General features: G+C 57.2%; 11 protein-coding genes. 3 read left to right on the top strand and 8 right to left on the bottom strand.

What is annotated here, in order from left to right; all coding sequences use genetic code 11:
- The 8 genes from PAT3040_RS24155 to PAT3040_RS24120 all read right to left on the bottom strand — a co-directional run.
- On the bottom strand, positions 1–2,034 hold a 2,034-nt coding region (locus tag PAT3040_RS24155), incomplete at its 3' end, for a transglutaminase-like domain-containing protein (RefSeq protein ID WP_108994690.1).
- Entirely contained in the window at positions 2,021–3,484 is a 1,464-nt protein-coding gene (locus PAT3040_RS24150) for a DUF58 domain-containing protein (RefSeq protein ID WP_108994689.1), read from the bottom strand. The genes PAT3040_RS24155 and PAT3040_RS24150, both read right to left, overlap by 14 nt.
- On the bottom strand, positions 3,481–4,530 hold the full coding sequence (locus tag PAT3040_RS24145) for an AAA family ATPase (protein WP_108994688.1): 1,050 nt from the start codon (positions 4,528–4,530) through the stop codon (positions 3,481–3,483). The genes PAT3040_RS24150 and PAT3040_RS24145 overlap by 4 nt, the downstream gene beginning before the upstream one ends.
- Before the next feature lie 137 nt (positions 4,531–4,667).
- Positions 4,668–6,494 (bottom strand): polysaccharide deacetylase family protein, encoded by a 1,827-nt coding sequence (locus tag PAT3040_RS24140; RefSeq protein ID WP_258235133.1) that lies wholly within the window; start codon positions 6,492–6,494, stop codon positions 4,668–4,670.
- Between the two features lie 512 nt (positions 6,495–7,006).
- Positions 7,007–7,492 (bottom strand): thioredoxin-dependent thiol peroxidase, encoded by a 486-nt coding sequence (gene bcp, locus PAT3040_RS24135; RefSeq protein ID WP_108994687.1) that lies wholly within the window; start codon positions 7,490–7,492, stop codon positions 7,007–7,009.
- A 33-nt stretch (positions 7,493–7,525) separates the two neighbouring features.
- Positions 7,526–8,317: an ABC transporter permease gene (locus tag PAT3040_RS24130; RefSeq protein ID WP_108994753.1), complete on the bottom strand. Its 792-nt coding sequence runs from the start codon at positions 8,315–8,317 to the stop codon at positions 7,526–7,528.
- 6 nt (positions 8,318–8,323) lie between these two features.
- Entirely contained in the window at positions 8,324–9,118 is a 795-nt protein-coding gene (locus PAT3040_RS24125) for an ABC transporter permease (RefSeq protein ID WP_108994686.1), read from the bottom strand.
- Positions 9,115–10,149 (bottom strand): ABC transporter ATP-binding protein, encoded by a 1,035-nt coding sequence (locus PAT3040_RS24120; RefSeq protein ID WP_108994685.1) that lies wholly within the window; start codon positions 10,147–10,149, stop codon positions 9,115–9,117. The genes PAT3040_RS24125 and PAT3040_RS24120 overlap by 4 nt, the downstream gene beginning before the upstream one ends.
- Before the next feature lie 249 nt (positions 10,150–10,398).
- Between PAT3040_RS24120 and PAT3040_RS24115 the strand changes: the two genes are divergently transcribed.
- From PAT3040_RS24115 to PAT3040_RS37370, 3 genes are all read left to right on the top strand, one after another.
- Complete coding sequence (locus PAT3040_RS24115) at positions 10,399–11,505, top strand: LCP family protein (RefSeq protein WP_108994684.1); 1,107 nt, start codon at positions 10,399–10,401, stop codon at positions 11,503–11,505.
- A gap of 631 nt (positions 11,506–12,136) precedes the next feature.
- Positions 12,137–13,447 carry a glutamate-1-semialdehyde 2,1-aminomutase gene (locus PAT3040_RS24110; RefSeq protein ID WP_108994683.1) on the top strand — a complete coding sequence of 437 codons (1,311 nt, stop codon included), beginning with the start codon at positions 12,137–12,139 and terminating at the stop codon, positions 13,445–13,447.
- 102 nt (positions 13,448–13,549) lie between these two features.
- A partial coding sequence (locus tag PAT3040_RS37370; protein WP_108994682.1) for a hypothetical protein occupies positions 13,550–14,122 on the top strand: 573 nt, incomplete at its 3' end.

The raw sequence follows: 14,122 nt of genomic DNA, 5'->3' as shown, positions 1-14,122 counted from the left end.
GGCCTCCTCAGCCGCCGCCTCGAACCTCGCAAGGCCGGTCGCGCCTCCGGCTAGCCCGGCCGGCACAGAGCCGTCCGCGTCCGCCGACGCTCCCGTACCATCGCCTGTGGTTGCCGAAGCGATCTCCGTTGTGCCGCCATAGCCGGGGGTCGGGTCGAACGGCACCCATCCCGCCCCGGGAAAATAAACCTCAACCCAGGCATGCGCATCCGATCCGCGCACTTCATAGACGCGCTCGGCCGCCGCTCCCGCGCTCCCTCCGCTGCCCGTCAACGCGATCTCGCCCGTCGCATCGCCTGGCGTGAAACCCTTGACCCAACGCGCCGGAATACCTTGCGAACGCAGCATGACGACCATTGCCGTGGAGAAATGGACGCAGTAACCTTGACGCTGCTCGAACAGAAAGTGGTCGACGAAGTCGCTTCCCTCCGGCGGCAGCTCGCTGCCCGACTTGGTGTAGCCATACGTGGTCTCCAGGTAGAGCTCCACCGCCTTCACGCGGTCGTAGAGGGATGTCATGCCCGCTCCAGCCACCTCGGCCGCCAGCGCGGACACCCGGCCTGGCAGCGATGCCGGCAACTGGAGGTACGGCTTAAGCTCCGCCTCCGTCAGCGCGCCGCTTGAAAGGGCCGTGTTTGTCTCCCGCGATTTTTCGCCTGGCCTGCCGCCATCATCGATTGCTTGGACGGGGCCGCCGCTCCCCAGCGAACGCAACGCCTTCTCTTCCGTCACCGGCATATAACTTGTGACGGAATAACGCTCCAGCTTCGCCGTCTCGGAAGCCGCGTACAGCGCGTCCGCCGCCTCGTTAACCAAATAGCTGCCCAGCTTGCGCCTTGGATCGGCCGCGATGAGCTCCGTCACTTTCCCGTTCACGCCAGACGCAATGATCGGCATCTCCGCCGCCGGGTTTTCCCACACTAACGTTTGGCGAATGGGCCGGCCAAGCAAGACGCCGGCACCGCCTCCACTTCCGTTGCTCGCCGTTCCTGCCGACTCCGTGCCTTTGCCCGTCCCCAAAACAGGCTTCAGGGTAAGCGCCCTGTCATCGCTGATCCAACCCCTGCCGTCGTACGTGGATTTGGATTCGCCGCGCCAATACGCGCGTACGGGCGATAATCCTTTAAACATGATGCTATCGTCGCTGCTGAGCGGCATGCCTAACTCGCCGTCGTCAAAACCGTACCCGGTCAACGCTCTGCCAAGCTGTCCGCCGTTCCAGCTTCTCATCGTCGCCACGGCTTTGCCGTCGCCTCCGATGGATTGAAAGCTCTGCTGCAGCCGGTCCGTCATGGCGGTCGTCCACTTCGCGGGCGCCAGCTCGCTCTCCCTGTCCACGGTCGCCAGAAGCGCGCCGCCTGCGATAACCAGCGTGACAAAGAGCGCGCCGGCAAGCCAGCTTTTGTCGATATCCTTCAGTCGCTTCTCGCCGATGTCCAGCACGCGCCGAACTCTCGGCACAGCCACGATCGCGGCCAGCAGCAGTCCTTCCGCCGTCGTGCGCAAAAAACCGGCAAGAACGTCCATGCCGAGCCAGATGTGCAAAATGCCCAGGTACAGCAGCGTTGCCGCCGCAATGCCAAGCGCCGCCTGCCTGACCCAGACAAGCGCCTGCAGCGCCGGCGCCAGCATGGCCCAGCCCGCGAAGAGCATAAGCGTCCGGAGCTCGCCCGACATGGCCCAGAGCCCGCCTTGTGCCATTAGCCCGATATTTTCTCCGATCAGTCCAGGGAAAGCCAGGAACCATTCCGCCGGGCTTTGATCCTGTCCCTTGTACAACCACATGATGCAAAAAAGGCATATACAAGCATGCAGCAGCACGGATATCATCCATGGCATGCGGATAAGCCCCGCGGCGAGCATGCAGCCTATAATAGCCAACAGAGGCATGGGATGATAGATGACCGCCCATTCGCTTGCCCCCGTCCAAGGCAACAACCATTCCGCCAGCAGACCGAAAAGCAGGAGGCTGGTCAACAGCCTGTACATCAGCGTTCCTTCCGAATGCCGATCATGAACATTATCCGAGGGCATAACGATACGCCCCCTTTCCGGCCTTGAGCCATGCCGCTCCGGCTTCTGCCGGAGGAAGCCAGCGGACACGTACGCCAAGCTTCTCCAGTTCCCTCTGGCTGCTCCGCATCTCGCTCGTCACATCAGTGCCCTCCATAACCAGATGGAGTGCCGGTCTTCCGGCTTGCTCGGCGGAATCGATCGGCAGAGGCAGCCATCGATGAGCTTCCTTCCAATTGCCGCTGAACACATGCACGGCCCCTCTCGCCGGCAGCGAAGCATGGCCGAGCCAATCCCGCCCGCTTCCTTCCGTCTCGGCCCGCAAGCCTGCCAGCAAGCCAAACAACTCCTGCAGTTGGTTCGTATTGGCGGAAGTCCCATCCATTTCGAACGTCCAGCCGGGCGTTACGATCCTGACATGCGCTCCGGCGTCGAAAAACGTTTTGGCTTCGAAGGCAGCCCAAGAGAGACAAGACTCGAATCTGGCATCTTGACCTCCATAAGACTCCGCCAACGTATCAATGTACATGGTCGAGGACGGATACTGCTCCAGCATGGCCGATTTGACGCGCAGCCCTCTGCCCCTGGCAGCGGCCCGGTAGTCAAGATGGCGAATAGAGTCTCCCTCGCGGTAAGGCCTGCTGTCCGGCCCGGAACCGGGAACGGCTCTTTTGCCCATGTCGCGGTCGTCAATCCTGCCGCCCCATTCCGCGGAAGCCTCCGAACCATAGGCTGGTTCGTCGCCGATTGCCCCTGTTACTGGCGGCATCGATAATCCGGCTCCCTCCGGCAAGGACGGCCATACCTTCAGTTCATCGCGTATGTTCAGCGATGCCCGAATAGCCGTCAATCCCAGCCAATCGCCGACGGTAACCGTTATATTTCTAAATGCGTATACGCCTCTGTGTCGAAGAGGAAGCACATACGTCACGACGCTGCAAGCCTCCGAACCCGGAATCGCCACATTGCGGCAAGTCATCGTGGACGGAGACATCAGCGATCCATTGCAAATATCATCTTCCACGGCGAACCAGACAAAAGGAAACCGCCAGCGCCTTCCGATCTCCACGGTAATGACGGCTTCTTCCCCCGCGGCTTTTTCCCCCTCGCCAGGCAGCGTCCGAACGATCTTTAAACCTCTGGATGCCGCAAGTGGCAGCACGCCGCTAAACAAAGCCACGCCGAGCAAAACGGCAAAAGCGTACCATTCAAGCGCGCCGCCGCGTACCACAGCCGCGCCGCCGCAGCCCGCCAGCGCCAAAATAATGACGCACCAGGCAACCCGGCGCGTGCGGTAATAGGGCTTGTCAGCCTCGGGCCACCCGCCTGCCGCATTCGACTTCCTTCCGTCTTCCTTCGCTCGCTGTCTATCCCGCTTATTTACATCTTGCTTCGCTCGCTGTCTATCCTGCTTCCTTCCGTCACGACCGGCTTCCCCCGGATTTTGTTTGCTCGCTCCTCCCGGCATCATCGGCGCCCCCTGCTGTTGTAGACGGCTCCCGCTTCCGGCGGGAAAGGCGTCGACCGAACGATAGAGGCCATTAGTCCGCTTGCGTCTCTGCCGCCGGCTCCCGCTCTTCCCCTGAGCGCAAGTCTATGCGACAGCACAGAATCGGCGGTACCCAGCAAATCGTCGGGAATGACATAACCTCTTCCCTCGATATATGCGGCGGCCTGCGCAGCGCGCAGCCAATCCCTGAGCGCGCGCGGACTCAGTCCGAGTGCTATGTCAGGCGACCTGCGTGTAGCGTCCGCCACCGCGACCATATACTCCAGCAGCGAGGAATGGACATGAGCCTGCCGGGCTTCGGCTTGCATCTGCAGCCATTCCTGCGGAGCCATGACAGGTCTGATGCGTTCAGGCTCCATGCGTCTTCCCAGCGCATATTGCTCCAGAATACGTTTCTCGTCGGCAATGCCCGGGTATCCGATCGACAATCGCATCATAAACCGGTCCATCTGCGCCTCCGGCAGCGCGTTCGTCCCTTCGAAGTCTAGCGGGTTCTGCGTCGCGATCAGCATAAAGGGTACGGGAAGCCGTCTCGTTTTCCCCTCTACCGTCACTCTCCGCTCCTCCATCGCCTCCAGCAGCGCGGATTGCGTGCGCGGCGACGTCCGATTGATTTCGTCGGCCAACACGACATTCGCCATAATCGGTCCGGGACGGAATTGCAGCTCGCCCGACCGTCCGTCCAGGACGAGACCGCCCGTCACATCCGCAGGGAGCATATCGGAGGTAAATTGAATACGCTTGAACTCGCCGCCCACCGTTCGGGCGATCGCTCCTGCCAGCATCGTTTTGCCTACGCCGGGAATATCCTCCAGCAGCACATGTCCGCCTGCCAGCATGCTGATTAACATTTGTTTTATAAGGGCTCCCTTGCCGACCAACACTTGCTCCACCTTGCCCTGAAGTCTGTGAAGCAGCGCCTGCGGCGGCTCCGCCCAGGAATGGCCGGGACTACCCGTCGTCTCTACTTGCTCGTAATCATTTCCTATAAATTGAGGGGTTATCATCGTACTGTCGCCTCCCGAAAAATAAATCTATCTATTTTTCAGTGTCGCCAGTATCGTCCCTGTTTAGACCTGCTAGATTTCCTTGCCGGTCTTACTCTGCACCGCATTCCCCGACTATCGTTAATCTCGCATTTCCTCTACTGCCCGATCCAAATCTCTCTCCGCTCCTTCGTCAATACATAATTCTCAATTTCCATCCCGAACTGAGCCAGCGTCGCCCGGATTGGCACATCCAGCTTCACCTCGTTTCCCTGTCCCGATGATGCCTGGTCCGTCAGCCAGAACCATTGTCTGCCGTCCAACGTCACTTCGATGACGCCTTCCTTCTCGTCGAGCTCGGCCTTGCCGCCGAGCCATTCGCTCAGCTTGTCGAGCGGAACGCGAATGGTGCCGTTCTGCAGCGTATATTCGAAAGCCTGGAGCTCCAGACTTTTTTCTCCGCGATGAATGATAAGCGCCGGTTCAGCCTGCTTCGCGATGCCCCCCTTCCGATCCAACCTGGAAGCGAACGCTGCCAGCGCTTGCTTGTCCGACTCGGTGACGCTCCCCCTGCTCCACTTCGATTGACTCGCAACCTTGAACTGCATAGGATCAACCCCGTCGCTCAGAGCGGCAAAAGAATAACCCAATTGCTTATAGTAGGCAATGATAGAAGGCAGCGCCTTCACCGTCTCAGCGTGACCGCTGCTGTCGTGCATAAGCACGTTAAGCGTGTTTGCGATTTTGGATGCGCGTATGTTCGCGATTATTTCCGAGGCTGGCACGCCAACACGCTTGGAATCGCCGCTGTCTACGTTCCAGTCATGCACCTTGTAGCCCGCCGCCTTCATCGCGTCGAAGTATCCTTGGTCGAAGTTGGCATACGTGCCGCCCGGCGCCCGGACGAGCGTCGTTCGGATGCCCGCTGCCTGGAAAATCGCGTCATCCGTCCGCATAATTTGGTCCGCGAAGTTCCGGAAGCCGCCATACAGCTCCCTGTAGACATGATTGTATGTATGGTTGCCGATGGCATGACCTTCGGCAACGATCTGCTTCACCAGCTCGGGCTGGCGCTCCACCTGCTGCCCCAGCAGAAAGAACGTCGCGGTCACACCCTCACGCTTCAAAATGCTCAGCACCTCAGGAGTATGCTTGCTCGGGCCGTCGTCGAACGTCAAGTAGACGACTTTCTCCGGCTGCTTGGAAGCCGGAACATCCTGGGCAGCGACCGTTCCCTTGCCATCCGACTTCGTGCCTCGGGATGTTTGGCCAGACTCCGCAGCCCCGACCGATCCATCGTTGGCCGACTTTACAGTCTCTACTCCGCTATTCGCTCCGTCGCTGGTCGACGCTACTGTGCCCTTGCCGCCATTCGCTCCGTCGCTGGTCGACTCTGCTGTACCCTTGGCGCCATTCGCTCCGCCGTTGTTCGACTCTACTGTAACCTTGTCGCCATTCGCTCCATCGTTGGTCGACTCTGCTGTACCTTTGCCGCCATTCGCTCCATCGTTGGTCGACTTTATTGTGCCCTTGTCGCTACTCGTTCCGTCGCTGGTCGACTCTGCTGTACCCTTGCCTCCATTCGCTCCGCCGTCAGCAGACTTTGCGTTATCAGCGCCTCCTCGGTTTGCCCCGTCAACAGTTGTACGGTCGACACTCTCCCCGCTTGCAACGGTACTGATTCCTTCCATCTCGGGTTGAATCTCATTGTTTCCTCCTCCTACTGCTCCCGCTTTAACCTTCTCCAAATTAGTCGTTTCCGCTGTATGGCCATCTCTATCATTAGGCGAAGGAGCTTGTCCCGCTTTGCCGTCCGGCTTTGCAAGCAGCGACTTCGCCTCGTACTGATAAGTAACTGTCCGCAGATCCCCAATGTTGCTCGCCGCACCCGCCGCTTTCCCCTGCCAGCCCAGTCCACCGTCCACTTGCATAACGCCGAACCACAATATCGTCACGCATAAAGAAGCTTGTACTATTCGTCTCATCTGAATGCACCATCCTCTATCGTCTTCCTTCTTATTACCGAATTGATAGAGTATATGAATCAGCATTCCGCCTGATGCCTGTAATCTTGCGGCTTTTCTCGCATTATCTATACCATGCAAAAACGCCCTCCGAAGTAGGTTCGGAAAGCGTCTTTTTGTATATATTAGTCTGTCGGTCTCGACGACTTAAAAGCCACCCACCGTGCGTAACCGCAAGTTTAAGCCGGTCTCGCCGACTTAAAGCCCGCCAATAGACCGCAGCCGCTAGTTTAAGTCGATCTCGCCGACTTAAATGCCGCCAACCGAGCGCAGACGCTAGTTCAAGTCGGCCATACCGACTTAAAGGCCACCAACCGTGCGTATCCGCAAGTTTAAGTCGGTCTAGCCGACTTAAAGGCAGCCAACCGAGCGCAGACGCAAGTTTAAGTCGGTCCCGCCGACAATCTCGCTCGCCTCAGCGCCGCCACCGGCCAGCTAACCTGCTCTCCGCTCGCATCGCAACGCTTAAGCGGCTACTTCCGCTTGGCTCTCGCGTTCAGCGTCTTGGCGGCCTCCAGTACTTCGGCTGCGTGGCCCTTCACCTTGACCTTGCGCCATTCGCGGACCAGATTGCCCTTCGCATCGATCAGGAATGTCGAACGCACGATGCCCATGTACTCTCGGCCATACAGCTTCTTCATCTGCCAAACGCCGTACTGCTCGCATACCTTGTGCGCCTCGTCCGCCAGCAGTACGTACGGCAGCTCCTTCTTCGCTATAAAGTTCAAGTGCGACTTCACGCTGTCCGTGCTGATGCCGAGCACCACCGTATTGTGGTTCTCGAACTCGCCATAGTTGTCCCTCATATCGCAAGCCTGCTCCGTGCAGGTCGGCGTCATATCCTTCGGGTAAAAGAACAGAACCACCTGCTTCCCCCGCAAATCCATAAGCGACAGCGTCTCGCCAGTCGAAGCAGGCAGCTTGAATTTAGGTGCTTTTTTGCCTATTTCCAGCGTCATCTTTTCTCTCTCCTCTCTCAGCCCATCCGCAATCTAAGATCCCGCCCCGCGATACCGCTTCACGCCGTGATTCCATAGAGCAAGGCCGAGTCCGAATACGATCAGTCCCATGACCGGCGTCAGCAAAGCGAGCTGCGACAAGTCATCCGCTTTTTTCTCCAGGAAGAACGATGCCGGGATAACCCCCACGAACGCGAACGGCAGCAGCCAGGTGAGGAAAAAGCGGATGATTTTGTTATAAATGTTCACGGGGTAACGCCCGTAGTTCTGAATGTTGTAGATCAGCGGCACGATGCCCGTCGGGGCGTCGGAGTAAAAGGATATCGCGCTCAGCGCCGTATACATCCCCGCATAGATCAGCACCGCGCCAAGGACGAGCAGCAGCAGCACCAGCACATCAATTACGCCGAACGGCAAGCCGAGCTCCGCCCAACAAATCCCCATAATGATAGCTCCGACCAAGGAGCCGATCAGCGATGGCGGATCAACATTCTCAATCAGCACCTGGAACAGACTATGCGCGGGACGCGTCAGAACGCGGTCCATCTCGCCTTTGACAATATAACGTTCGCTGAAGTTCCAAATGCCGAAAAACGTGCTGAACACGCCGTACGGAATCATGAAGAAGCCATATACGAAAACAACCTCCGCCTCCGACCAGCCGCCGAGCGTTGGCGTATGCTGGAACACGACGAGGATAAAGATAAGGTTCATCCCTTGGAACAATAGATCGGAGATGACCTCGATCCAGAAGTCGGCGCGGTAGGTGAGCCTTGTTTTGGCATAGTTTTTGATATACTCCCAAAATAAAGCCATATATCGAATCATGTCTTAACCCCCTTGCACGAACAGCCGCTTGCGAGCCGCACGCCATGTCAGCCCGATCGGAACGAGCAGCAGCAAGAACCAGAACGTTTGAAGTCCGAACACTCCCGCGGCTTCGCCGATGGGGGTCCGCCCCGTAAAGACCGAGCTCGGCAAATACGTGATGGCCTGGAACGGAAGCCACTGCATTATCCCCGACAACCAGCCCGGGAAAAAGGCGATCGGCACGACGACGCCCGAGAACAAATCGACCATGACCCGCTTCATCCGCATCATGCCCTCGTTGTTTTCGACGAAAAAGGCGAACAGTCCCGTCAAAATATTAATCTGCGAATTAATCAGGAAGCTGAAGAACAGCATGACCAGATACACGAGCCAAACGACAGGATCGGTCGGAAGCTTTACCGGGAACAGCAGGCATACGATCGCCAGCCCCGGAATCATAAACAGCATGAAGCGGAACAACCCTTCCCCGAAGCCCTGCATCATCTTAACCAGCAAGTAAGAATAAGGCCGAATAAGCTGCACGGATACGCTGCCGTCGCGAATCTCGTTCGCGATTTCCCGATCCAGATTGTTGAAGTAAAACGCCCGAGCCATCCAAGATACCGCGATGTAAGTCGTCATCTGGGGAACGGTGAACCCCGCCAGCGACTCCTGACTTCCGTAGATAGCCAGCCACAGAAAGTAATACGCCCCGATATTAATGGCATAAATGACGATGCCGCTGTAATAATTAACGCGATAAGCAAGCATCATCAGGAACCGGATGCGAATAAAATCCAGATAGGCGCTCGTCATGACGAAGCGATCTCCTTTTTCGCCGCTGCCGCCTCTGCTGAGCCGGATTGGTAGATCGCGCGGACGATCTCGTCCGTGTTCGTCTCGAAAATTTTAATGTCGCGAATATCCGCTCCCCCGACGACTCTTGCCATCGCGTCGGATACGCTGACGGAATGCGGCACGAACAGCTTGGCAGTCACGTCGTTTTCGACGCTCCATGACACATCCAGCCCTTCGGTCAATCCGCTCAGCCTGGCAATCGGCGTATGGGCGGCGAATTGGAACTGGATCTCGCGCCCTTTGCTCCACCTGGCTTTAAGATCCTCCAAACCTCCATCGTAGATGATCTGCCCGTCATCGAGCATAATAACTCGCGAGCATAACGCCTCGATGTCCTGCAGATCGTGCGTCGTCAGCAAAATCGTCGTTCCTTCTTCCTTGTTCATCTGCATAAGGAAGTCGCGTATTTCCGTCTTGACGACGATATCGAGGCCGATCGTTGGTTCGTCGAGAAACAGGATCGACGGATTATGCAGCAGCGACGCCACCAACTCGCAGCGCATCCGCTGACCGAGACTCAGCTTGCGGACGGGGCGGTTCAGGAGATCGCCCAGTTGCAGCCTTTCGACGAGATTGTCGAGCCGCTTGCGGAAGTCGGGTTCTGACACCCGATACACCTTGCGAAGCAGCTGGAACGATTCGATAACGCCGATATCCCACCAAAGCTGGGAACGTTGGCCGAAGACGACTCCGATTCCGTTCACGAACTTCTCGCGATCCTTGAACGGGACGTACCCGTTCACCTTTAATTGACCGGCTGTGGGCACAAGAATGCCCGTCAGCATTTTGATCGTAGTCGACTTGCCGGCGCCATTCTCTCCTATGTATCCACAAATCTCGCCCTGCGGAATCCGGAACGAAATATCTTTTACCGCACGGACCTCCCGATACTCTCGCTTGAACAGATCCTTGAAGGCGCCGGAGAGTCCTTCTCTATTCTTTTGCACGCGGAAGTCCTTGCGCAAATCTTTGACATCAATAGCTAACATTGCGTTGTAGCAGCCCCTCTCGCTCGACATTTCCTGGGAAATAGCGATTATATTGTACCCCAAATGATAAAACTTGCAACTATATGCGCCTGAGCTTTATAATTTTATGATATGTAATCATACCTCAGTTATCGTGGGTCGTAAACGGAAGGTTACAGGGAAGTCCTATGCAGCCTTAATCTATAGCAGCGGCAAAACCATGATCTGAATCCACTTGGCGTCTATTCGAAAGGAGACCTATTAAACGCAATGCGTACGCGGTCAGAAACCCCTAAAAAACAGTCACGTTGGAAGTGGCTTATCATTACTTTATCGATCATCATCGTTGCCGTAGTCGCGGCCCTCGTCTATTGGGGAGTCGGCGTCTACAGCGCGCTAGATGATTTTAAGAAGGAGCCGGAAAAGTCCCGGTTCACCGACGTCACTCCCGAGAAGCCCGTCGAGGTTCCCAAGTGGGAAGGCAAGGAGCGCGTGAACATTCTGCTGCTGGGCGGCGACGCCCGCGACGCGGACGAGAACGGAATCGCGCGGTCCGACTCCATGATGGTCGCTTCGTTCGATCCCGTCACGAAGAAGGCCCATCTTTTCTCCGTGCTTCGAGATACTTATGCGAGAATCGAAGACCACGGCAAGGGGCGCATCAACTCCGCCATTACAATGGGAGGACCTAACCTCGCCATGAAGACGGTTGGCGACCTGCTTGGCCTCGAAATCCAGTATTTCGTCTACACCGACTTCGAAGGGTTTAAATCGCTTATCGACACGATCGGCGGCATCTACTTCGACGTTGAGAAAGATATGCGCTATACGGACAACGCGGACGGCAATCGCTACGACATCGATCTGAAGCAAGGCTACCAGCTGCTGGACGGCGACAAGGCGCTTCAGTACGTACGCTTCCGTCACGACGCCATGAGCGATTATACGCGGACGGAGCGTCAGCGTAATTTCCTTAAGGCTGTTGCCTCCGAGCTGCAGTCCGGCTGGAACCTGATCCGAATGAAAGAAATTCTGGAGAGCGTTTCGCCTTATATCGAGACGAACTTGACCGTGGGAGATATGCTGAAGCTTGGACAGCTAGGCGTAGAGAGTCATGTCGGCGGTACGGCTCAGATCCCTCCGATGGAGCTTGTCAGCGAAGAGCATGTAGGCGGCGCGTCCGTCATCGGCATTCGCGACGAAGACGCGCTGATCGGATTCGTGCAGGAAATCCTGTCGACGGACGAGACAATCCCGGTGCCTTCGGAATCGCCCACAGCGGACGGATCATCGGAGGGCGATGGTGGCGGTACGAATAGCGGCTCCGGATCTACCGGAACTTCAAACCGCTCCGGCTCGAGTTCTTCCGCCCGCTAACGAGGCGCAAGACCAGCCGCCCCTCAAGATCATCTGCCTAAGATCGGCGTCGGGCCCTGCAAACCTATATCGCGCAAAATGAATAGAGCACCTATGTGCTCTATTTCCTTGTTCCGGCTAAGTTGTAGGCGTTATAAACGCTTATACGCCCCATTTCCGGCGCTTGCGAGCTCCATGAGCGTTATAAACGCCTATACGAACCATTTTCGGCGCTTGCAAGCTACATAGGCGTTATTAACGCCTATACGCACCACTTTCGGCGCTTGCGAGCTCCATAGGCGTTATAAACGCCTATACGCCCTATTTTCAGCGCTCTCGAGCTCCATAGGCGTTTTAAACGCCTACACGCCCTACTTTCGGCGCTCGCAGGCTACATAGGCGTTATTAACGTCTATACGCACCAATTTCGGCGCTCGCGAGCTCCATAGGCGTTTTAAACGCCTACATGCCCTACTTTCGGCGCTTGCGAGCTCCATGAGCGTTATTAACGCCTATGCGCCCCATTTTCGGCGCTTGCGTGCTACATAGGCGTTATAAACGCCTATACGCTCCCACCAATTTCAGCGCTCGCGAGCTCCAGCTTTTAACCTTATTAACTATTCATCTCCACTCGAAAGGGGTTCTCCTACTCATGACCATTCATCGTCCAACCTCGGATCGACTTTATCAAGAAGCGCTCCAGCATATCGTCGGCGGAGTCAACAGCCCTTCCCGCTCTTACAAAGCCGTCGGCGGCGGCGCGCCCGTCTTTATGAAACGCGCCGAAGGCGCCTACTTCTGGGATGTCGACGACAATCGATATATCGACTATCTGGCCGCTTACGGCCCCATCATTACGGGACATGCCCATCCGCATATTACGGAGGCCATTATCGAGTCCGTGCGCAACGGCACGCTGTACGGCACGCCGACCGAGCTCGAAATCAAGCTGGCCCGAATGCTCAAGGAAGCAATCCCTTCCATGGACAAGGTGAGGTTCGTCAATTCCGGCACGGAGTCCGTCATGACGACGATCCGAGTAGCTAGAGCCTATACGAAGCGGAACAAAATCATAAAATTCGCCGGCTGCTACCATGGCCATTCCGATCTTGTCCTCGTCGCGGCCGGTTCGGGTCCATCCACGCTGGGCATCCCGGACAGCGCGGGTATTCCGACAAGCATAGCCCATGAGGTTATCACCGTTCCGTTCAACGATCTGGACGCGCTTAAGGAAGCGCTGGAGCGCTGGGGCGACGATACAGCCGCCGTTATGGTGGAGCCGATTGTCGGCAATTTTGGCATGGTGATGCCGCATGAAGGCTATCTGGAGGGTCTCTGCAAGCTGACGCGCGATGCAGGAGCGCTTGTGATCTATGACGAAGTGATTAGCGCATTCCGCTTTCACTACGGATCGTCGCAAACCTATCATGCCTTCCCTGATCACAAGGAGATCGAACCGGATCTCACCGCGCTGGGCAAAATCATCGGGGGCGGCCTCCCTATTGGAGCTTACGGCGGACGCCGCGAAATTATGGAGCAGGTCGCGCCGCTCGGCCCCGCTTATCAAGCGGGAACGATGGCAGGCAACCCGGCTTCCATCTCCGCCGGCATCGCCTGCCTGGAAGTGCTGCAGGAGCCGGGCATCTATGACCGGATGGATCGTCTGGCCGCCAAGCTGGCTGACGGAATGAGGGAAGCTGCGGCCGCGAACGGAATTCCGCTGACGGTTAACCAGATCCGCGGCTCGTTCTCCGCCCACTTCTGCGATCATCCCGTCACGAACTACGACGAGGCGCAGGATACGGACGGCGAACGCTTTGGCGCTTTTTTCCGCGCCATGCTGGATCAGGGCATCAATCTTGCGCCGTCGAAGTATGAAGCCTGGTTCTTGACGACCGCGCACACGGATGCCGATATCGACGCAACGATCGAAGCCGCCAAAAAAGCTATGGCGAAGCTGTAATTTCTGCATCGCGTGCAAATCCCAACGCGCGGTGAGGCGGTACGGGAGTCACGACCCATTACCAAAAGAAACATTCCATTCGGGAGAGGAGCTGCTTGGAGGATGAAGGAAGAGTTGCTGACTATTGTGAAACGTTTGGACGAACGCCGCGAGACGGCGCCGTTATCGCCTGCCCAAGTATGGGACGAAAGCCTTGACGAGGATATCGTAAAGCTCGGGAAGAAGCATCCGCCCGCGAACAAGCAGGACATCGCCCTGATGGCCGGCCTGCATCTTCGCAACGACAGTCTGGATCGTTCCCACTCTTACGCCCAGCAGATCGAAGACGACGCAACGGGAAGCTACTGGCATGCGATCATGCATCGGATGGAGCAAGATTTCTGGAACAGCAAGTATTGGTTCCGCCAAGCGGGCCGCCATTCCGTTAAGGAGCGCACACGATCTGCTATTGCGGAGTGGTTGTCGACGCAGCCCGGATTAGACTCTTTTCCCGCCAATCCCATTGTTAACGCCCTTAAACGATTCCGGGACGTCGACGGCTGGAATACGGACGACTTCGTCGACATCATCACCTTGCAGGAATCCGGCAAAGCCACCGAGGATACCCGAGTCCTGCTGGAGGAGCTTCAGCGGATCGAGTTGATGGAGCTGTTCCGCTACACGTTGGAAGCATCG

The sequence above is a fragment of the Paenibacillus agaridevorans genome, from assembly GCF_003112455.1.
Classification (GTDB): domain Bacteria; phylum Bacillota; class Bacilli; order Paenibacillales; family Paenibacillaceae; genus Pristimantibacillus; species Pristimantibacillus agaridevorans.
The sequence above is the reverse complement of the archived record's forward strand: the minus strand, read 5'-3'. Positions and strand labels throughout refer to the sequence as shown.

Excerpts from the sequence above, each read along its gene's own strand:
- PAT3040_RS24150 (WP_108994689.1), bottom strand. The coding sequence starts at position 3,484 with ATGATGCCGGGAGGAGCGAGCAAACAAAATCCGGGGGAAGCCGGTCGT.
- PAT3040_RS24145 (WP_108994688.1), bottom strand. The coding sequence starts at position 4,530 with ATGATAACCCCTCAATTTATAGGAAATGATTACGAGCAAGTAGAGACG.
- PAT3040_RS24140 (WP_258235133.1), bottom strand. The coding sequence starts at position 6,494 with ATGAGACGAATAGTACAAGCTTCTTTATGCGTGACGATATTGTGGTTC.
- bcp (WP_108994687.1), bottom strand. The coding sequence starts at position 7,492 with ATGACGCTGGAAATAGGCAAAAAAGCACCTAAATTCAAGCTGCCTGCT.
- PAT3040_RS24125 (WP_108994686.1), bottom strand. The coding sequence starts at position 9,118 with ATGACGAGCGCCTATCTGGATTTTATTCGCATCCGGTTCCTGATGATG.
- PAT3040_RS24120 (WP_108994685.1), bottom strand. The coding sequence starts at position 10,149 with ATGTTAGCTATTGATGTCAAAGATTTGCGCAAGGACTTCCGCGTGCAA.
- PAT3040_RS24115 (WP_108994684.1), top strand. The coding sequence starts at position 10,399 with ATGCGTACGCGGTCAGAAACCCCTAAAAAACAGTCACGTTGGAAGTGG.
- PAT3040_RS24110 (WP_108994683.1), top strand. The coding sequence starts at position 12,137 with ATGACCATTCATCGTCCAACCTCGGATCGACTTTATCAAGAAGCGCTC.